This is a genomic window from Streptosporangium sp. NPDC051022, from assembly GCF_040683035.1.
Classification (GTDB): domain Bacteria; phylum Actinomycetota; class Actinomycetes; order Streptosporangiales; family Streptosporangiaceae; genus Streptosporangium.
Map to the genome: position 1 here is coordinate 37214 of NZ_JBFBCF010000034.1, position 19961 is coordinate 57174.

The following is a 19961-nucleotide window of genomic DNA, read 5'->3' on the forward strand; positions in this document are numbered from 1 at the left end:
CTGCTACGGGGCCGAGTTCGCGCCCCCTTCTCCTGCACGGGGTGTAGAACCGGGGTCCAGGCCGACCAGCCCCGCCCGGTAGGCGACGATCACGAGCTGCGCCCGGTCGCGCGCGTCCAGCTTCTGCAGCAACTTGCCCATATGGGCTTTCACGGTCGACAGCGTCACCCGCAGGTTCACCATGATCTCGGCATTGGACAGTCCCCGCGCGACCAGCTCGAGCACCTCGATCTCGCGCCTGGTCAGCGAGTCGAGAACGGACGGGTCTCGGGGTGCGGGGGCGCGGGCGACGAAGTCGGCGATGAGCCGCCGGGTGATCGGCGGCGCCAGCAGCGCCTCCCCCGCCGCGACCACCTCGATCGCCGCCATCAGCTCCCGGGGCGGGACGTCCTTGAGCAGGAATCCGGTGGCTCCGGCCCGGAGTCCCGCGTACACGTATTCGTCCAGGTCGAAGGTGGTCAGGATGAGCACCTTCACCTCGGGGTCGGCCGCCGTGATCCGGCGGGTCGCCTCGATGCCGTCCATGACCGGCATCCGTACGTCCATCAGCACCAGGTCAGGGCGGAGGTCGCGGGCCAGCTCCACCGCCCGGCCGCCGTCGGCGGCCTCCCCGACCACCTCGTGACCGTCCCCGGCCAGCACCATCCGCAGGCTGGCGCACACCAGCCGTTCGTCGTCGGCGACGACCACCCGGAGTTTCACGACACCGCCTTCCCGGGGATCGGCAGGTGCGCGGTGACGGCGTAGCCGCCGCCGGGCAGTGGACCCGCCCGCAGCGCCCCGCCGTACAGGGCGACCCGCTCGCGCATGCCCGCCAGCCCATGCCCACCATCGGCGGACGGAATCCGAGGCGTACGGCCAGGCGGTGGTGGGGGGTTGGTGATGTCCAGCAGCACCGCGCCCGGTTCGTACCCGACCAGCACCGTACCGCTGCCGCTGCCCGCGTGCTTGATGATGTTGGTGAGCGCCTCCTGGACGACCCGGTAGGCGACCAGGTCCGCCCCCGCCGGCAGGGGCCGGGGATCCCCGTGGACGCGCAGCTCCACCTCGATCCCGGCCTTCGCCGTACGGGAGATCAGCGAGCCGAGCCCGGCCAGGCCGGGCATCGGGGCCAGCTCGGGAGCGGCCGTACCGTCCGGCTCCTCACGCAGCACCTGCAGCAACCGCCGTACCTCCGTCATCGCCGCCCGTCCCGTCATCTCGATCGCTCCCAGCGTCTCGCGCAGCACCGCCTCACCCTGCGGCCTGTAGAGAGCGGCGCCCGCCTGCATGGTCATCACACTCAGCCCGTGCGCGACCACGTCGTGCAGTTCGCGGGCGATACGCATCCGCTCGGCGGTCAGCAGCGCCCGCGCGCGTTGCCGTTCGAGCGCCGCCAGCCCGGCGAGGTGCGCCTGCCGGGCACGCGCCAGCTCCCCGGTCAGCAGCCCCGGCACCAGCAGTTCGATGTCGCGCGTCACCTCACCGACCGGTTGCCGCACCACCAGTCCCGCCACCAGCAGCACGACGGTCACCACTCCGGCGACGGCGGCGGCCTGCCGCCTGTCCCGGGTGACGGTCATCGTGTGCATCGCCAGCACCATCGGGATCGGCGGGTAGCCGCCCAGAGCCCCGGAGACGAGCAGCACCAGCGTGCCCGCCGTCACCACGGCCAGGACACCGACCGGCCACCGGCGCCGGGCGATCGCCACCAGCGCCACCACCGCACCGACCGCCTGCGACAGGAGGTTTCCCTGTCCGATCAGAATCATGATCGCGCAGGTCAGAACCGCACCCGCAACATCGAGGGCAACCCAGTGCCGGGGTCGAAGGCGGCTCCAGTAGGTCATGAACGTAGCCAACCGGACCTCCCGCGGGCACATGTCGTCCGGGAGAAGGAGGAGGGTGTCGGCCCGCGGGACAACCCGGCCTACGCCCGGAGAAGGAGACCGGAGAGCGAAAAAGCCTCCGAACGCGCGAAGCGCGGAGAAGGCAAGGCCCGATCGCAGGCCGCAGAAGGGCCCGATCGCCGACCGCGCGGAGGGTAGGGCCGGGGCCGCCCCGCGTCTTACGGGACGCGTCCCGGCTCGGGCACGCCGACCCAGCGATCACCCCGCATGTATACGCCCGCATGATCCGCGCAGCGGAGGTCTCCACGGCCGGCGTCTTCGCCAAGGCCATCGGGGAGTGGAAAGAGCGCAACCCTCGGCGTGACGCGGTGGACCCGCTACGACATTCCGCCCAGCGGGTCCGCTGGTGTGCCGTCAGGTTCCGGCATCTGGCGGAGGCGGGCCGGATGGGGAAGAATCCCAAGATCACACCTTGGAGGTCGTTCCTGCGATGTCTGCGGATTCGCCGGCTCAGCCGCCGGTGGCGGCTGGACGCGCCCGGCCCTGGCGGCTCCAGTCGCAGGGATACGTGGCCTTCTTCGGCGGGTGCGTCGCCGTCACCACCATCGCACTGATCAATGCCGCTCGCCTCGGTATGCCCGTGAAGGGCAGGGTGCTCATCGCCTGCACGGGGCTTGCCGGGCTGACCCTGACCCTGACCTTGGCCATGGTCCTGAATCCTGAGGTGAGCATCGCCGCCTATACCTGGCTGGCGAGGGGGTCCGCCGTGGTCGTTCACCTTGTTCAGGCAGGCGTGCAGAAGCCGTACGACCGGGGCACCCTGCTGCTGTCCAGGGGGGAAGAGCACGCGCCGATGTGGCTCCCAGGTGCGCTCGCGGTCCTCTCCGGGGGTCTTCTCGAACAAGCCGCGTTGATCACACTTGAAGAGTGACGGGAGCCGACCGGGAACCAACCCTGTTAGCGAGAAGCCCGGACGATCCAAGAAAGACGAAGGCCTCTGAGCAGATAATCCCTGCGCAGAGGCCTTCTCGCATCTACGCGACCGAGAGGATTCGAACCCCTGACCTCCTGATCCGTAGGCAAGAGCAGACGCCTCGTCAGCGGCGTCCGGTTGCGTCCACGGCCAAGTGCGTGTCGCCGCTGGTGGCATGTGATCGTGTGAGGCGGTGTTGCTGTATCTCGCGCTGTATGGCAGAGCAGTGACAACCTGCAGCGGTAGCGTTATCAGCATGCAGATGCCTGCAGCCTGACATCGACTCCGTCTTCGGTTCGGGCCGAGCTAGAGGCTTACGAAAGTATCCAGCCATCCTGTGGAATGAGCGCCAAGCTGTCATTTCTACACGGTGCGGCTGGGGCTGACTCTCCCTAATCCCGCAATTCTTTAGCCCCACAAGATGACAAATCATCCTATTTAGGACTAATCGCTACATTTCCTACTCCTTTCTGGATTTCGGTTGCGTGATCACGTTGAAAGCTATGAGATTCGTGGGTGCGGATTCAACGGGTGAGGATTCAGGGGTATCGATGTCTGCGGGATGTGGACATCCGGTTCGACGACATCACGACCTTCATCGGACCGAATGGGGTCGGGAAGTCGTCTGTGCTGCGCGCGCTCGACTGGTTCTTCAACGGAGACCGGAACTCGCCGATCACGAGCGATGATGTCTCCACCGGCGCAGACCCGGAGCGGATCACAGTCGAGGTGGAGTTCTGCGACCTCACCGACGTTGACCGAGCAGCGCTCGGCAAGTACGCCGCTGGTGGCGTGGAGACCGTACGGCTGTGGCGGCGCTGGGAAAGAGGATACGACAAGCTTTCCGGTCGGGCTCTGGCCTATCCCTCGTTCATCAAGGTCAGAGATGTGCAAGGCGCGAAGGCTCGGCGTGACTGCTACAACGAGCTGCGAACAGAGCGACCCGACCTTGGTCTGCCGACTGTCCGGAGCGCAGCAGAGGTAGACACCGCGCTCATCGCTTGGGAGACCGCGCATCCCCACGAACTCCAAGGCACCGAGATCGAGGCGGATACCCACTTCTTCGGCTTCGCCGGCCAGGCGAAGATGACTGGACTCTTCGACTACGTTTTCGTCAGTGCCGACCTGCGGGCCGGTGATGAGAGCCGTGACATCAAAAGCTCGATCATCGGACGAATTCTTGAGCAGGCCGTGGATCGAACCGAGGCGGACAAAGAACTTACGGAACTCGGCATCATCTTCAATGCAAATCGAGAGACCATCCACACCAAGCACTTCAGCGAGCAACTCGAAACCCTGTCGGACGACCTGACTACAGCGGTCGGTGAACTCACCAGCGGCCGGAGCATTAACGTGGCCCCTGTTGTCCCTGAGTTCAAGATGCCACAGGTCCAATTCAAGGTCTCTGTCCTAGACGGCAAGGCCACAACCCGGGTCGATCAGCAGGGACACGGCTTTCAGCGCGCGCTGCTTATATCCGCTCTACGGCTACTGGCCGAGAGCAAGACCACTGAACACGATCGGACCATCTTCTTGGCGATCGAGGAACCGGAACTGTTCCAGCATCCTATTCAGGCCCGGGCGTTCGCTACCGTACTACGCAAGATCGCACGTAAGGATGGACACGGCGTACAAGTCTCGTACGCGACCCACAGTCCGTACTTCTTGGAGCCCGAGGGCTTCACGGAGATCCGTCGAATGACGAGGACCCTCTCGGAGAGTGTCGGCACCTCGGTGCAGATCCAATCAACGTCTAAGGAAGCCATCGCCCAACGTCTCAACGGCGCTTTCAAAACCAATGAGGTCTATCGGCAGCTCAATCGGATTTGTTTGCAATCGCTTCCGGAAGCGCTGTTTGCCCGTGCCGCGATACTTGTTGAGGGTGGCACTGATCAGGGATTCTTCGAGGGCTGTGGCCTAAGAAACGATCCTCTCAATAGGAACGGAATCGTGGTGGTCGACACCGGGAGCAAGAGGATCCTGCCGATCGCGCATGCGGTTCTCGCTGAACTCGGGGTGCCCTGTTTCGTCATATTCGACGGTGATGCCGGTGGAGAGCATCGCGACCGCAGCAAAAATAAGGATCCCGATAAAATCGCCGACGGGGTACGGCAGCGCAAGCAGGCAAATCGTATGCTGCTTGGGTATTTGGAAGCACACATCGAGGACTTCCCGCAGACCAAGGTGTACGACGACTATGCGGTTTTCCACGACACCTTGGAGACCTACGTCGAAGCCGAGTGGCCGGAGTGGGGAGAAGCTCACCAAGATCTTATTGCCAACGACAATGGCATGGACGGCAAGCACCCGATGACCTACCGGCATGCTTCCCAGAACGCTCACACCGATCCGCCGGCCTGGATCAGCGATGTCATCACCCGAGCCATGACGCTTTGCTCAGAAGGATAAATCAATCACTCGGCGCTCCTGCTGGCTGCACGGAGGCACTGTTCTCCACCGGCCTGCCACACCAGGCCATCAAGATGAAAAAGCCTCACTGTCGCACTGAAGCGCCTGTACGTTCTGGTGTTCATAGAACATGGCACCCGCCGACTGCATGTGGCCGGGTCACCGCCAAACCCAACCGGGAGGGCAAGGTGTACTGCGCCGTGGTGCTGGATGCCCACTCACGCCGAGTGGTCGGCTGGTCCATCGACGCTTCTCCCACCGCCGCGCCGGTGACCAGCGCCCTCAGCATGGCCATCCCAGTCACGCCCCCGCCGAAAGGAGCGATCATCCATTCCGACCAGGGCGTGCAACGCCCTCACCTGTAACTTTATGGGCTACCGGCCGACAGAATGTCATGATCATGGGATGGACCGGCGAACACCAGAGTTGTTTCGATCTCGCTGGTGCGGCGGAGGCCCAGGCCTCCGATCTGCTCAAAACTGCCGGCGCCTCATGGCGTGATCGCGTCCGCGACCGTTCTCAGACGGCCGGTTGGGACTCTGCGAGTTTGGGTGAGGCCCTGGTCGACAGTACCGGTTTGAGGCGTTCGACGGGGCAGGCGGGGTCATCGTCATGGTTGGGGTCTGGTCGGTCGTGGGCGGGTTTGGAAATGGGTGACGTGGGCTGCCAGTTCTTGGGCGGTGGTGGCGGTGAGGGTGGTCTTGCGGCCGTGGAGGGCGAACCAGCGGTCGGCGAACGGGTCGTAGAGGAATGCCCAGGCGGGGAAGTGTTCGCGGAGCGCCTGTAAGTACAGGCGGGTCTGGGTCATGGGGCGGGTGGGGGTAGTTCGGCCCAGACAGTACGGCCGGTGGCGCCGCCCTTGACTCCCCAGGCGGTGGTGAGGGCTGCGACGAGGTGAAGTCCTCGGCCGCCTTCGCGGTCGGGGGGTGGGGATGCCGAACTCGGTGGGGCCGCCCTGGTCTTCAATCTGCAGGTAGGCGGTGCCGTCGGGGCGGGGTCTGATGAGGGCGGTGAAGGTTCCGCCCGGTTCTCCGGTGCGGGTGTGCTCGACAGCGTTGGTGGCGAGTTCGCTGATGATGAGTTGGGCGTCGGGGTGGTGGGGAAGGTGCGTCCCGGCGAAGTGGCGGGCCTGGCGGACCTGCTCCCTCGTACCAGGGAAGGTCTGACGCCGTCCGTTTGAGGCGTCCCAGCGGGCTTGGGGCGGGATCATGTCAGCTCACCTCGTGATCATGCAGGTCAGGGAGGTTGACGCCTGCGTTGCGGTACTAAAAGTACGTGTGCAGTACTCTTAGTACAAGCAACTTGAGGTACTTGCCCCGCACAATGAGTACTGATCTCGTAGAGCCTGCGACCGAGGAGGGTGCCCATGTTCGGACTAATGGTGCGATTCACCTGTAAAGACCAGGCCAGCGCCGAGGCGTTCGACCAACTGGTCAGCCAGACCGTTGAGAAGATCCAGGAAGCCGAGCCGGGAACGGTGGTGTACGCCGCACACCGGGTCGAGGGTCAGCCGCTACAGCGGATCTTCTACGAGCTGTACCGGGACCGGGCGGCCTTCGACGCGCATGAGGAGCAGGAGCACACCAGGCGTTTCCTGGGCGCTCGCGATGATCTACTGGCCTCGGTCGAGGTCGACTTCCTCCAACTGCAGGCCGGTAAGGGAACGACAGGGTGAGTACCGAGTATCAACGGGCGCTGGGACGGCGCATCGCGCAGGAACGCAAGCGACGCGGCCTGTCACAGCCCGAGCTGGCACGGCTGATCGACCGATCGGTGGCCTGGGTGTCCCAGGTGGAACGCGGGGTGCGCAAGGTCGACCGCATGTCGGTCTTGGAGAAGGTCGCCGAAGCCCTGGACGTGCCGCTGTCGGAGTTGGCCGCCGAGGCGCCGGTGGTCGCCGCCGTCACCGAGGAGACCCCGGGAACGGCGGGCCTTCGCCTCCTGCTGTCGGGCGTGCATTCCCTGCGGGCCATGCTGCACCCCGTACCCGCCGCACCCGCCGAAGAGTTCAAAGCGCAGGTCGAGCGGGCTTGGGAGCTGGCGCATGAGAGCCGGTACGTGGATTTGACCGAGTTGCTCCAGGGGTTGGTGCCCGCGTTGGAGACCGCAGCACGTTCGGCTCCCGAGGAGCATCGGGCCGAGCTGTTCAAACTGCTCGCCGCGGCCTACCAAGCGTGTTCGGCCGCGCTCACCAAGCTGGGCGAGCCCGAGGCCGCCTGGATCGCCGCCGACCGGGCGATCGTCGCGGCCGAACGGGCGGGCGATCCGCTCCTTGTGGCGGCCGGCGCCTTCCGGCTCGGCTTTGTCTTCCTGGGGGCACGGCACTTCGACCAGGTGGAGGAGACGGCCCGTACGGCCTCGGAGGCACTGTGGTTCCTGGCCGACCAGGGCAAGCCCGAGGCCATGTCGCTGTGGGGCGCTCTCACTCTGCAGCGCGCGATGGCCGCCTCCCTGCTCAACGACGCCGACACCGCCTACCAGCACCTGGCGAAGGCCCGCGAGATCGCCGAGCGGCTCGGCGACGGGCGCAACGACTACAACACCGAGTTCGGCCCGGCCAACGTCGCCCTGCACGAGGTAGCCGTGGCGGTCGAGCTGGGCGACGCCGGTCACGCCCTGCGGGCCGGGACGGCGGTGGATGTCTCGACGCTCTCCGGCGAACGCCGCGCCCGGCTGCACATTCACCTGGCCCGCGCGCACGCCCAGCGCCGCCAGGTCGACGAGGCCGTGGCCGCTCTACGGGAGGCCGAGTCCATCGCGCCGGAGCAGGTACGCAACCACCGCGTCGTCCGCCAGTTGGTGTCCGATCTGCTGACCATGCAGGGCCTGCCCTCGCCTGAACTGCGAGAACTCGCCGGTCGAGTCGGGGCGTAAGGGAGCCGGACAGTGACCGGAGAGTGTGAGGGGTCGGCAGACCCCTCACCCGGGGTTCGGGGCACAAGCCCCGAGGAGACACAGCCCGAGTTCGAAACGCGCGAAGCGCGGAGAAGGCGAGGCCTGATTGCGGGTCGCATGAAAGATAAGCCCGAGGCCGCCCCGCGTCTCACGGAACGCGGGGCGGAACAGGGACATTCAGAAGATCACCTATGCCCCGAAGAGGACACGGGGAAATCTTGCCGAGGGCAGAGTTTCCCCTGTTCAGGGGCCTACTTGAGGAGCTGGCGGGCCATGACGAGGCGCTGGATCTGGTTGGTGCCCTCGTAGATCTGGGTGATCTTGGCGTCGCGCATCATGCGCTCCACCGGGTAGTCGCTGGTGTAGCCGTACCCGCCGAGGAGCTGGACGGCGTCGGTGGTGATCTCCATGGCGGCGTCCGAGGCGGCGCACTTGGCGGCGCTGGAGAAGAAGGTGAGGTCCTTCTGCGGCCGGCCGTGCATCGCCAGCTCGGACTTGGCGGCGGCGGCGTAGGTGAGCTGCCTGGCGGCCTCCAGCTTCATCGCCATGTCCGCGATCATGAACTGGACGCCCTGGAACTCGGCGACAGCCTTGCCGAACTGCTTGCGCTCCTTGACATAGCCGATCGCGTAGTCCAGCGCGCCCTGGGCGATGCCGAGCGCCTGGGCGGCGATCGTGACGCGCGTGTGGTCCAGGGTGGCCAGGGCGGTCTTGAAGCCGGTGCCCGGGTCGCCGATCATGCGGGAGGCCGGGATTCGCACATTCTCGAAGATGACCTGGCGGGTCGGGGAGCCCTTGATGCCGAGCTTGCGCTCCTTGGCCCCGAAGCTGACGCCCTCGTCGCCCTTCTCCACCACGAACGCGGAGATGCCCCTGGCTCCGACGCCGGGCTCGGTCACGGCCATCACCGTGTAGTACTCGGAGACCCCGGCGTTGGTGATCCACATCTTGGCGCCGTTGAGCACGTAGTGGTCGCCGTCGGCCACGGCGCGGGTCTTCATGGCGGCCGCGTCACTGCCCGCCTCCGCCTCCGACAGGGCGTAGGAGAACATCGCCTCCCCTCGCGCGACCGGCGCGAGGTAGCGCTCCTTGAGCTCTCCCGAGCCGGACAGCAGCAGCGGGACGGTGCCCAGCTTGTTGACTGCGGGGATCAGCGAGGACGAGGCGCAGGCCCGCGCCACCTCCTCGATGACGATGACGGCCGCGAGCGCGTCGGCTCCCGCGCCGCCGTACTCCTCGGGAACGTGTACCGCGTGCAGATCGGCCGCGACGAGCGCCTTGTAGACGTCCCAGGGAAACTCCCCCGTCTCGTCGGCCTCGGCGGCACGAGGGGCGATCTTCTCGTCGGCAAGGGCACGGACGGTCTCCCGGAGCATCTCGTGCTCCTCGGACAGCGCATAGAGAGGGAAGCTCATAAGGAAATACTAGGACGTCCAACAAAATATGAACCGCTCCAGGTCGGGTGTTCTCAGGCCCGGCCATCTCAGGCGGATGCGTGTCCGTGCCCGCCCATCGGACCGGGCCGCCGACCGGTACGGCCATCTGAACCGGCCTCTCACCCCTGGTGAGTTACAGGTAAATCTTCCGGAATGCCGCTTAGATATATATGCAGGTGGCGACAGTGTGCCTGAAGAGGGATGCCGATACGCTGACGGCACAGAATCGGCCGGAAACCGAAAGGAACACCTGTGGCCTACCGCCTGACGATGGTGGGAACCGGATACCTGGGCGCGACGACCTCGGCATGCATGGCGGAGTTGGGCTTCGAGGTCCTCGGCGTCGACGTGGACACGGAGAAGATCGCCCGCCTACAGGCCGGCGACCTGCCCATCCACGAACCCGGCTTGGAGGAGGTCCTCCGGCGTAACCTCGCCAACGGACGACTGCGCTTCACCACCTCGTACGAGGAGGCCGCGGCGTTCGGCGACGTGCACTTCCTGTGCCTGGGCACCCCGCAGAAACCCGGCGAGTACGGAGCGGACGTCTCCTATCTGGACTCCGCGATCGAATCACTGGCCCCGCATCTGAAGCGTGAGTGTCTGGTCGTCGGCAAGTCCACGGTTCCCGTCGGCACCGCCCGGCGACTGGCCGACAAGCTCGTACAGCTGGCGCCCATCGGCGCCGGAGCCGAGCTGGCGTGGAACCCGGAGTTCCTGCGCGAGGGCTTCGCGGTACAGGACACGCTGCACCCCGACCGGATCGTGCTGGGCGTGGCCTCCGACAAGGCCGAGAAGATCATGCGCGAGGTGTACGCCCCCATGCTGGAGCGGGGCACCCCGATGGTGATCACCGACTACCCGACCGCCGAGCTGGTCAAGGTCGCCGCCAACGCCTTCCTCGCCACCAAGATCTCCTTCATCAACGCGATGGCCGAGGTGTGCGAGGCCTCCCACGCCGATGTCAAGCAGCTGTCGCTGGCGCTGTCCTTCGACGACCGCATCGGCGGCAAGTTCCTCAACCCCGGCCTGGGCTTCGGCGGCGGCTGCCTGCCCAAGGACATCCGCGCCTTCATGGCCCGCGCCGGAGAGCTGGGCGCCGACCAGGCACTGACCTTCCTGCGCGAGGTCGACGCGATCAACATGCGCCGCCGGGCCCGCATGGTCGACCTGGCCCGCGAACTGACCGGAGGCTCCTTCCAGGGATGCACGGTCACCGTCCTCGGAGCCGCGTTCAAGCCCAACTCCGACGACATCCGCGACTCGCCCGCCCTCGACGTCGCCGTCACGATCAGCCAGCAGGGCGGTCAGGTCACCGTCTACGATCCCGTCGCCCAGGAGAACGCCCGCCGGGCGCATCCCCACCTCTCCTTCGGCACCTCCGCCGTGGAGGCCGCCCGCGACGCCCATGTCGTGCTGCTGCTGACCGAGTGGCAGGAGTTCGTCGACCTCGATCCCGAAGAGCTCGGCACCGTGGTCGCCGCCCGCAAGATCGTCGACGGCCGCAACGCCCTCGACGCCGAGGTCTGGCGCACCGCGGGCTGGCACTACCGGGCTCTCGGCCGGCCCTGACGGGCAGACCCGCCCCCGCGCTCCGCTCCCTCGTGATGCCGTGCGCTCTTTCCGCTGTCCGCCGGGTGTGACGGGCGAGATGTCTCGCCCGTCACACCGGTGACCGTTCCCGGCCGTCCGGCTACCCGGGCCGCTGGAGATCAGCTGTCGAACTCGCCGTGTTTCACCCCGGCGACGAACTCGGCCCATCCGGAGTGGGTGAAGAACAGCTTCGGGCCGTCGGGGTCCTTCGAGTCGCGCAGCACACGAAGGGAGGGAGAGATCGCCCGGTGCCCCGTGCCGGGAGCCCCGAGCACGGCCACCTCGACGCATTCGCCACCGTTGTCGCTGCTCCGGGACGCCTTAAGCCAGACGGCTCCGCTCAGGTCTGCTTCCATGTCTCCATCACCTTCGTCATGAGGTCGATGCTCGCGCGCGGGGACATGGCCTCCGTGCGGAGCTCTTCGTAACGCATACGGATCTCCGCCACGTCGCGCGGATGGTCGGTGATACGTCCCTCCGCCGCGCAGTCCACATAGGCGGTGTCCGCACCGCCCGTGACGCTCGCGATGACGAACGCCCCGCTCAGACCCGCCGTGACGGCGACGTCCCCGGGCATGATCTGGACCGAGACGTAGCGGTTCTCCATCGCCGCTATGACGGCGGCGATCTGACCGCGCATGATCTCCGGGCTGCCGACCCTCCGGTAGAGCATGCTCTCGTCGATCACCGCCCACAGCAGGGGCGGGTTGGCGCCGTGCAGCAGGCTCTGGCGCTCGATCCGCGCGGCCACCAGCTCCTCTATCCGCTCCTCGGCCACCGCGCGGCGTCCCTTGAGCAGCGCGCGGGCGTAGTCGGGGGTCTGCAGCAGCCCGGGAAACACCAGCGGCTGCCAGTTTCTCAGGGTGTGCGCCTGGCGTTCGATCTCCACCCACTCGCGAAACCAGGGCGGATAGGCGACCTGGCCGAGTATCGGCCAGACCCGCATGAGCGTCCCCCCGGTGTTGAGCATCCGGTCGCAGCGCTCGACGAAGTCACGCGACGGATTGCGCTGGGCGGTCTCGACCATGCCGACCAGGGTGGCGGAGTATGAGATCGCCTCGGCGAGCTGCTCCTGGGTCCAGCCGGCCTGGTCGCGCAGACGGCGAAGCTCTGCTGCGAAGAACGCCAGCGGGCTGGACCTGCTGTCGAGCTCACGCGACGGGGGCATCCGAACTCCTGTCTCACGCCGGAATCACACCGCGGCCACCGAAGGACACGGTCGCGGATTCGGTAACGACTTCATCACGCACGGTAATGTGGCGCCGTCCTGTTGGGAAGCGCATCCCCAAAACACATGAAGATCAGCGACGTGAAACCCGACGACCGGCATCGATCGTCTACGAATCACTCCACGTCACGGCCCCTCGCGCGAGGGGCCGACGACGGTTCGGAAAGGCTTGGAGAGTCCCGAAGAGGTGCAGAACGAAGAGATCGGGATTTCCTCTTATTGCGGGGCTTATTACGGAGCGTCATCTCCTTACCTCACCGAACCGCCCGGGGGGCGCCGATCGGCGTTACGGGGTTACGGCGCGACGACCTTGACGGGCGGGATGGCGGCGAGGCATGAGGTGTCGCCCGTTCCGCCCTCGCGGACGAACTCGGTGACGATGCCCGCGACACAGCCGCTGGGCTCGAACTCGGGCACGTGGCCGACGTTGGGCACCGGCAGGAAGACCCCGCGGGCGAACTGCGCGGCGGCCCTGCGGCCGTTGGCCTCGGCGGTGATACCGTCCAGGTCGCCGTTGAGCACCAGGACCGGGACATCGGGGAAACGGCCCGTCGAGACGTACGGCCTGCCGGTGCCCTTCGCGGGCCAGCGCAGGCAGTAGTCGCCCGCGTCCGCCTGGGCGGTGGCGAACCCCCGCGCGCTGAAGGCGCCGAACTCACCGGGTCCGGCCTGCTCGACGGCCCGCTCGAAGCGGCGGCGGCGTTCGGCGACCGAGGCCTCGACCGGCCACGGCCTGGGATAGTCGTTGCACGAGACGGTGGCCGCGATGCCCATGTCCATGCCCTGGTAGGCGGCCAGGTCCCCGGCCAGCACCTCGCCCGCGAGGGCGGCCAGCTCCCGGTCGTCACCGCGGGCGGCGCGGTACAGCGCCCTGGGCAGCCTGCCGATCGCCGGGGTCTCCGACGGGGCCGCGCCGACGGCGACGCTCATCGACGAGTAGACCAGCTGCGCCAGGCGGTCCTCGGTGAGGGCGATCCTCCTGGTCTCGTCGCCGACCCGGAGCGGGACACCGAGAGGTACGGCCCGCAGCCTGGCGGCCACCCTGGCCAGGTCCCGTACGGCCCGCTCCCCGTCACAGGCTCCGCCACCGCGTTCGCAGATCCGCCTCAGCGCCGAGGAGACCGCCTGCGCACTCTCCCTGCCCAGCGGGTCGAGGTCGATCGGGTAGGCGGCGGAGAGCACGACGGACTGGACCGTGCCCGGGTGACGCTGGGCGTAGACGGGCAGGAGGTAGGTGCCGTACGAGATTCCGTACAGCACGACCTTCGGGATTCCCAGGGCGGCCCGGACGGCGTTGAGATCGTCGGCGGTCGCTGCCGAGGTGTACCCTCCGGCGCGCGGTCCCAGGTTGCTCCCGCATCGGCCGACCAGCCGCAGCAGCTTCTCCCTCGGTTCGGTCACCGCGGCGCTCGCCGGGACGCCGCAGGTCAGGGGGGTCGACCGGCCCACTCCACGCGGGTCGACGAGCAGCAGGTCGTGGTCGGCGAGCAGGCCGTCGAGCAGGGCGGTGAAGGTGGCGTGCTGAGCGATCGCCTGTCCTCCTGGACCGCCCGGGTTGACCATGATCGTTCCCTTGGCGGGTACGGCCTCGTTTTGCCGTAGGACTCGGGCGTAGCCGACGGTGACGGTTTTCCCCGGGATCAGCGGGCGATCGAGCGTGCCGCATTCGACGCGGTGTCCGGGGATCTCGGGGCACCAGGCGGGGGGTGCGGGTGCCGGGGTGACAGCGGGCAAAGGGCTCGACAGAACGGTGGACAGGGCGAGAACGATCGATGTCAATGTCACGATCGGAATTGTTGGTGTTTTACCCCAGATCTCACCAGGCCCAATGTTTTCATCGCGGGTGGTGTGTTCAGGCTGCGGTGGGTGGTTCGGTGTGTTCGCGCTGCGGTGGACGTGGCTTGTTCGCGCTGCGGTGGGTGGGTGGTCCGGCCGGCCGTCGTTAGTCGGGGTCTGGTGTGTTCAGGCCTTCGGCCTGGCGGGCGCGGTGGTTTCTGTCCTTTTATACGCCGGCCGGACCACCCACCCACCTCCGCGCACTACCCGCCCCGCCGTACGACCTGGCCGCCGTAGCCGCTCCCTCTCCGGCCGCCCATCGCCCTCATGAAGGCTGAAGCGATCCGCCAAGCTCCCCGCATGATCGATCGCCGCTGCTGAAGCCTCGCTTTCGAAAGGAGCGCAGGGCCGGGGTGGAAAGCTGCGCCCACTTGGGAAGGGCCCACCCACCCGTGGGGCGGCGGCTTCGGTGGGACGGCTGTTGCCCACCCATCGCCTGGCGGGACTTCTGGGGGGTGGAGGGGAGTCCCGTGGGGGTCAGTTGTCGAACTCGCCGAGTTTCACTCCGCCGACGAAGGCGTCCCACTCGGAGCGGGTGAAGAACAGCTTCGGGCCGTCGGGGTTCTTCGAGTCGCGCAGCACGTACAGCGAGCCCAGGCCGGCCTTGTGGCCGGTGTCCGCGGTGTCGATCACGGCCACCTCGACGCAGTCGCCGTCGGTGTCACCGCTCACGGCCGCCCTGCGCCAGACGGCCTTGCTCAGGTCTGCTTCCACGTCTTCTCGCCTTCGCTGTCGGGTCGGCGGCCGCCCGCGTGGATTCCCGGTGAACGCCGGGTTCTCCGCCACTTCGTGGAAACGGCCGACGGTGTGCCCTCCCGGGAGGGACTCCACGACACAGTATCCGGGGCGTTCTCACTCCCCGCAACGAACGGAGGGATCAAGCGGGTGGGTGGTGAGGGCCTTCCCGAGGGGCGTGGGTAGGGGGTGCCTAAGGAGTCGTCCGGAATTACCTAAGGGATGACTGATTTCGCGGCCGGTGTCCCCTTCTAGCATTTTGATCAGCGGAAACCACCGCTTCCTCCGATCATCGAGGAGACCCGCCATGCCTTACTTCGAAAGTGCCGACGGCACCCGGCTCGCCTACGAGGACTACGGCACCGGTGCGCCGATCGTGTTCGTCGCGAGCTGGGCACTGAGCTCGGACATGTGGGAGTACCAGGTGCCGTTCTTCGTCGATCGGGGATACCGGTGTGTGCTCCTCGACAGGCGCGGGCACGGCCGTTCCGACCGCCCCTCCGGGGGATACGACATGGACACCAGGGCCGACGACCTCGCCACCCTGGTCGAACACCTCGACCTGCGGGAGATCACCCTGGTCGGTCACTCGGCCGGCGGCGCCGAGGTGGCTCGCTACCTGGCCAGACACGGGGAGGAGCGTGTCGCGCGCGTCGCGTTCGTGTCCGCGGTCCTGCCCTTCCTGAAGAGGACGGACGACAATCCCGAGGGGGCGCCCGAGGCCGTGTGCAAGGCCGTGATCGCGCGGTTCCAGAGCGACCGGCCCGGCTGGTTCGCCCAGCGGGCGCAGGGTTTCTACGCCACGCATCTGGGCAACGACGTCTCGCCCGCGCTGGTCGACCTCACGATGCGGCAGTGCCTGGAGACGTCGCCCATGGCGACGACCGAGGTGTGGCGGTCGAGCTTCCACGCCGACCACCGGGAGGGACTGCGCGCGATCACCGTTCCCACGCTGGTCGTCCACGGCGCCGCGGACCAGTCCGCGGCCGTGGAGATGACCGGCAGGCGCACCGCCGGGCTGGTGCCGGGCAGCGTCTACAAGGAGTATCCGACCGGAGGCCACGGCCTGTTCGTCACCCACAGGGAGCGGTTGAACGCCGACCTCCTCGACCTGATCAAGGGCTGACCGGGGAGGGCGAGGAGCCCCCGGGAGAAAATGGGAGGGCGGACGCCGAGGGCGTCCGTATACTCCTCGCATGATCCGACGACATTGATGAAGCAGCAGAGGTCCGAGCGGGACCGGATGCCGCGGGCCACCGGGCGCCATCGAGCACCTGGAGCCCCCTTCCGTCTCGTCTCGTGGAAAGACCTCATGATCGCACTGTCTCCGCGGGCGTCCGGCGCCCGCGTGAAGCGGCTGACCCGAGCGCTCTACATCTATGCCGCTCTTGAGGACTTCGTCCTCCTCTACCCGGTCTATGCGCTGCTGTTCGCCGACACCGGTCTGTCGGTGTCCGAGATCTCCTCGCTGTTCATCATCGGCGCCGTCTCCGGCATGCTGCTGGAGATCCCCTCCGGGGCGTGGGCCGACGCCGTCTCCCGCCGTCTGCTGCTGTCGCTCGGACCGCTGCTGGCGGCGGCGGGCTTCGCCCTGTGGTTCCTGATCCCCTCCTACTGGTCGTTCGCGCTCGGCTTCGTGCTCTGGAACGCCGGTGCCTCGCTCCGCTCGGGCTCGATGGAGGCCCTCGTCTACGAGGAGCTCGACCGTCTCGGCTCCGCCGAGCAGTACGTCACGGTCATGGGGCGGGTTCGCACCATCGGTCTGGTCGCGGTCGCGGCGGCCACCGCGGCCGCGACGCCGGTGCTCGCCGTCGGCGGTTACTTCGCGCTCGGTACGGCCAGCGTGCTGACCTGCCTGCTGTGCTCGCTCGCCGGGGCGGCGCTGCCCGAGCACCGCGCCGGGGCGGGGCGGCACGCGGACGCCCCGGACGAGGGGAACGGGGGGCGCTATGTCGCCGTGTTGCGGGCGGGGCTCGCCGAGGTCCGGCACAACCGGCCGGTGCGCGGAGCCCTGGTGCTGGTCGCGGTGGTGACCGCGATCTGGGGCGGCCTTGAGGAGTACGTCCCGCTCCTGGCCGCCGCGACCGGCGTCTCGGAGACGGTCGTGCCGATGCTCGTGCTCATCGTCTGGGGAGGGGTGGCGGTCGGCGGCCTGCTGGCGGGGGTCGCCGGGCGGCTGCCGGTCAGGGTCTTCGCCGGGCTGCTCGCCGTGGCCTCACTCACCATGGCGGCGGGCGCGCTGACCGGCCGGCCCGCGGGGCTGGTGCTGGTGGGAGCGGGTTTCTGCGTCTTCCAGCTGGCCGACGTGGTGGCCGACGCCAGGCTTCAGGGGACGATCACCGGGCCGAGCAGGGCGACGGTGACCTCGCTCGCGGGCCTCGGCATGGACGCGGCCACGGTGCTGGTGTACGGCGTCTACGCCGCCCTGTCCTCCTTCACCGGACACGGCGTGATCTTCGCGCTGTTCGCCGTGCCGTACCTCTGCGTCGCCCTCGCCATGGTGTACGGCGATCGCCGGGAGGGCGCCCGGCGGACGTCGTAGCGCGGCCTACCGGCGGGATCAGCGGGACGGGGTGGAGCTCACCGCACTGTCCGTGCCCCGGTGGGCACCCCCCGCTCCCATGCCGCCGAACACCGCCAGCACCGCGACCGTCACTCCGAGGGCACCGCGTATCGCGTTCCTCATGGTCTCCAACCTCCCGTGCCTTCCTGGAGGTTCCCTCCTTCCCCTGATGTCCCGATGTAGGCCATCACGCGCCCGCGACACCGTCGAGCACCCGTTCCAGCCCGTCGGCGAAGACCTCCTCCGCCGGGATCGGGGTGAGCTCGGCGAAGAGGCGGGCGAGGGCGGGGTAGGCGCCGGTGGCGAGGGCGCGGGCCAGATAGGCCAGCCTCTCGTCGGACGGGCGCGGCTCGGGGCCGCCCAGGGGCACGTTGAGGAGTTCGAGCTGGAGGAATCCGACGATGTAGGCGGTGACGGCGTTGACGGCCACGACGGTCGCGCGGGCGTCCAGGCCCGCGCGGGAGACGGCGGCGAAGAGCCGCTCGGTGTAGCGCAGGCCGTTCGGGCCGTAGAGGGGGTGCCGGCCGGCCAGCGTGACGTACCACGGATGGCGACGGGCGGTCAGCTGGGTGTTCTGGGCGAGGATCCGGACGTCGTGGCGCCATCCGGGTCCGGGCTCCGGCAGCGGGATGCGCCCGCAGATCTCGTCGACCATGAGATCGAGCAGGTCGTCCTTGGAGTCCAGGTAGCCGTAGAGCCGCATGGGGCCGGTGCCCAGCTCGGCGGCGACCCGGCGCAGGGTGACCGCGTCGATCCCCTCCGCGTCGGCGAGCGCGACGGCCGTGGCCACGATGCGTTCCCGGCTCAGCGGGACGACCCTGCGCCTGCCGGGTTCGGGGCGTTCCCAGATCACACTTCTCACTCGATACAGCGTAGCTTGTTGATACGTTGTATCGACAAGGAGGCTCTCCATGGAGAAGGCCGTCAACTACGACGTCGGGATGCGCGCCTCGGCCGACCGGCCCTCACGTCCGGTCTTCGACCCGGTGACGGTCCGCCGGGAGATGGAGATCATCCGGCGGGATCTCGGCTGCTCGGCCGTACGGATCTTCGGGGAGGATCCCGACCGGCTGCGCGTCGCCGCCGCGTACGCGCTGGAGGCGGGGCTGCACGTGTGGCTCTCCCCCGACCTGTTCAACTCGGGCCGGCGCGAGTGGCTGCCCTATCTCGCCGCCTGCGCCCGTACGGCCCGCGAACTCGGCTCCCCCGACGTGGTGTTCGTGGTGGGCAGGGAGCTGACGTTCTTCATGCGCGGCCTGGTGCTGGGCGGGGACGCCTTCGCCCGGATGCGGACCTTCTCCTCGGTTCCCCGGCTGCTGGCCAACCTCGCGGTCAGGGGTTCGTGGCACCGGAGGCTCAACCGGTTCCTCGCCGAGGCGACGGCGACGGTCAGGGCCGAGTTCGCCGGTCCCGTCACCTACGCCTCGGGCCCCTGGGAGGAGGTGGACTGGTCGATCTTCGACCTCGTCTCCGTCGACCTCTATCGCGACGCCTCGAACGAGGCGGCCTTCCCGGAGAGGACACGCGCCTATCTCGGGCACGGCAAGCCGGTGGCGATCACGGAGTTCGGCTGCTGCACCCATCGCGGCGCGGCGGCCAGGGGCGCCATGGGCTGGACGGTCGTCGACCGGCGGGCCACGCCGCCCGCCGTACGGCCCGGCCTGGTCCGCGACGAGCACGAGCAGGCCGCCTACCTGCGCGACCTGCTCGACATCTTCGCGGAGGCGGGCGTCGAGACGGCTTTCGCCTTCACCTTCGCGAGCTACAGCTATCCCCGCGATCCCGACCCCCGGCACGACCTGGACCTGGCCGCCTACGGCCTCGTCGCGTGCTACCGCGACCAGAAAGGGACGACATATCCGGACATGCCGTGGGAGCCGAAGGAGGCCTTCCACGCCTACGCCTCCTGGCCCCGGGAGAGCTGAGCGGAAGTCCGTACGGCTCAGCCGCCGAGCTGGGCCGCCTCGGCGCGGAGCTTGGCGCCCTTGGCGTGGGCCTGCTCCTTGAGCGACTCCTGGAAGCGCTCCATCTTGGCGCGCAGCCCCTCGTCGGAGGCCGCCAGGATGCGTACGGCCAGCAGACCCGCGTTGCGGGCGCCGCCGACGGCGACGGTGGCGACCGGGACCCCCGCGGGCATCTGGACGATCGAGAGCAGGGAGTCCATGCCGTCGAGGTACTTCAGCGGCACCGGGACGCCGATCACCGGCAGCGGGGTCACCGAGGCGAGCATGCCCGGCAGGTGGGCGGCTCCCCCGGCCCCGGCGATGATCACCTTCAGGCCGCGCCCGGCCGCCTGCGCGCCGTAGGCGATCATCTCCTCGGGCATGCGGTGCGCGGAGACCACGTCGGCCTCGAACGGCACCCCGAACTCGGCCAGCGCCTCGGCCGCCAGCCGCATCACCGGCCAGTCGGAGTCGCTGCCCATGACGATGCCGACGGTGGTCATGCGTTCTCCTCGCCTCGC

General features: G+C 68.2%; 19 protein-coding genes and 1 pseudogene. 9 read left to right on the top strand and 11 right to left on the bottom strand.

Features of this window, described 5'->3' with window-relative positions:
* Nucleotides 1-3 precede the first annotated feature (3 nt).
* Nucleotides 4-702 carry a response regulator transcription factor gene (locus AB0N02_RS38180; RefSeq protein WP_363957223.1) on the bottom strand — a complete coding sequence of 233 codons (699 nt, stop codon included), beginning with the start codon at nt 700-702 and terminating at the stop codon, nt 4-6.
* Nucleotides 699-1751 (bottom strand): histidine kinase, encoded by a 1053-nt coding sequence (locus AB0N02_RS38185; protein ID WP_363957225.1) that lies wholly within the window; start codon nt 1749-1751, stop codon nt 699-701. Before AB0N02_RS38185 ends, AB0N02_RS38180 begins: the two co-directional genes overlap by 4 nt.
* A 568-nt stretch (nt 1752-2319) precedes the next feature.
* Here AB0N02_RS38185 and AB0N02_RS38190 point away from each other — a divergent pair.
* From AB0N02_RS38190 to AB0N02_RS38200, 3 genes and pseudogenes are all read left to right on the top strand, one after another.
* Nucleotides 2320-2760: a hypothetical protein gene (locus AB0N02_RS38190; protein WP_363957228.1), complete on the top strand. Its 441-nt coding sequence runs from the start codon at nt 2320-2322 to the stop codon at nt 2758-2760.
* Between the two features lie 573 nt (nt 2761-3333).
* Nucleotides 3334-5211, top strand: a complete 1878-nt coding sequence (locus AB0N02_RS38195) for an ATP-dependent endonuclease (protein WP_363957397.1) — start codon at nt 3334-3336, stop codon at nt 5209-5211.
* A gap of 152 nt (nt 5212-5363) precedes the next feature.
* Nucleotides 5364-5576 (top strand): annotated as a pseudogene (locus AB0N02_RS38200) (DDE-type integrase/transposase/recombinase); the annotation flags it as partial.
* Between the two features lie 245 nt (nt 5577-5821).
* Here AB0N02_RS38200 and AB0N02_RS38205 read toward each other — a convergent pair.
* Nucleotides 5822-6421 (bottom strand): hypothetical protein, encoded by a 600-nt coding sequence (locus AB0N02_RS38205; protein ID WP_363957231.1) that lies wholly within the window; start codon nt 6419-6421, stop codon nt 5822-5824.
* Between the two features lie 156 nt (nt 6422-6577).
* Between AB0N02_RS38205 and AB0N02_RS38210 the strand changes: the two genes are divergently transcribed.
* Nucleotides 6578-6886, top strand: coding sequence for an antibiotic biosynthesis monooxygenase (locus AB0N02_RS38210; protein ID WP_363957234.1), 309 nt, complete (start codon nt 6578-6580; stop codon nt 6884-6886).
* The gene (locus AB0N02_RS38215; RefSeq protein WP_363957237.1) at nt 6883-8085 is read left to right on the top strand and encodes a helix-turn-helix transcriptional regulator; all 1203 of its coding nucleotides are present in this window, start codon (nt 6883-6885) and stop codon (nt 8083-8085) included. Before AB0N02_RS38210 ends, AB0N02_RS38215 begins: the two co-directional genes overlap by 4 nt.
* 272 nt (nt 8086-8357) lie before the next feature.
* Here AB0N02_RS38215 and AB0N02_RS38220 read toward each other — a convergent pair whose 3' ends face one another.
* On the bottom strand, nt 8358-9521 hold the full coding sequence (locus AB0N02_RS38220; RefSeq protein WP_363957240.1) for an acyl-CoA dehydrogenase family protein: 1164 nt from the start codon (nt 9519-9521) through the stop codon (nt 8358-8360).
* 273 nt (nt 9522-9794) lie between these two features.
* Between AB0N02_RS38220 and AB0N02_RS38225 the strand changes: the two genes are divergently transcribed.
* Nucleotides 9795-11114: a UDP-glucose/GDP-mannose dehydrogenase family protein gene (locus AB0N02_RS38225; protein ID WP_363957243.1), complete on the top strand. Its 1320-nt coding sequence runs from the start codon at nt 9795-9797 to the stop codon at nt 11112-11114.
* A 140-nt stretch (nt 11115-11254) separates the two neighbouring features.
* Here the strand turns inward: AB0N02_RS38225 and AB0N02_RS38230 are convergent, their stop codons facing one another.
* From AB0N02_RS38230 to AB0N02_RS38245, 4 genes are all read right to left on the bottom strand, one after another.
* Complete coding sequence (locus AB0N02_RS38230) at nt 11255-11491, bottom strand: DUF397 domain-containing protein (RefSeq protein WP_363957246.1); 237 nt, start codon at nt 11489-11491, stop codon at nt 11255-11257.
* Nucleotides 11476-12303, bottom strand: a complete 828-nt coding sequence (locus tag AB0N02_RS38235; RefSeq protein ID WP_363957248.1) for a helix-turn-helix transcriptional regulator — start codon at nt 12301-12303, stop codon at nt 11476-11478. Before AB0N02_RS38235 ends, AB0N02_RS38230 begins: the two co-directional genes overlap by 16 nt.
* Nucleotides 12304-12657: 354 nt before the next feature.
* Nucleotides 12658-14148 (bottom strand): alpha/beta fold hydrolase, encoded by a 1491-nt coding sequence (locus AB0N02_RS38240; RefSeq protein ID WP_363957251.1) that lies wholly within the window; start codon nt 14146-14148, stop codon nt 12658-12660.
* A 528-nt stretch (nt 14149-14676) separates the two neighbouring features.
* Entirely contained in the window at nt 14677-14913 is a 237-nt protein-coding gene (locus AB0N02_RS38245; RefSeq protein ID WP_363957254.1) for a DUF397 domain-containing protein, read from the bottom strand.
* A gap of 328 nt (nt 14914-15241) precedes the next feature.
* On the opposite strand from AB0N02_RS38245, the gene AB0N02_RS38250 reads away from it, so the two are divergent.
* A complete protein-coding gene (locus AB0N02_RS38250; RefSeq protein ID WP_363957257.1) occupies nt 15242-16060 on the top strand; it encodes an alpha/beta hydrolase in 819 nt (272 codons plus the stop codon).
* Nucleotides 16061-16246: 186 nt separating this feature from the next.
* A complete protein-coding gene (locus tag AB0N02_RS38255) occupies nt 16247-17476 on the top strand; it encodes an MFS transporter (protein ID WP_363957260.1) in 1230 nt (409 codons plus the stop codon).
* An 18-nt stretch (nt 17477-17494) separates the two neighbouring features.
* Here the strand turns inward: AB0N02_RS38255 and AB0N02_RS38260 are convergent, their stop codons facing one another.
* Nucleotides 17495-17620: a hypothetical protein gene (locus AB0N02_RS38260; protein WP_363957262.1), complete on the bottom strand. Its 126-nt coding sequence runs from the start codon at nt 17618-17620 to the stop codon at nt 17495-17497.
* 64 nt (nt 17621-17684) lie between these two features.
* The gene (locus tag AB0N02_RS38265) at nt 17685-18359 is read right to left on the bottom strand and encodes a TetR/AcrR family transcriptional regulator C-terminal domain-containing protein (protein ID WP_363957265.1); all 675 of its coding nucleotides are present in this window, start codon (nt 18357-18359) and stop codon (nt 17685-17687) included.
* Nucleotides 18360-18408: 49 nt separating this feature from the next.
* Between AB0N02_RS38265 and AB0N02_RS38270 the strand changes: the two genes are divergently transcribed.
* Complete coding sequence (locus AB0N02_RS38270; protein ID WP_363957267.1) at nt 18409-19422, top strand: hypothetical protein; 1014 nt, start codon at nt 18409-18411, stop codon at nt 19420-19422.
* Between the two features lie 17 nt (nt 19423-19439).
* Here the strand turns inward: AB0N02_RS38270 and purE are convergent, their stop codons facing one another.
* Nucleotides 19440-19943, bottom strand: a complete 504-nt coding sequence (purE, locus tag AB0N02_RS38275; protein WP_363957270.1) for a 5-(carboxyamino)imidazole ribonucleotide mutase — start codon at nt 19941-19943, stop codon at nt 19440-19442.
* Between the last annotated feature and the right edge of the window lie 18 nt (nt 19944-19961).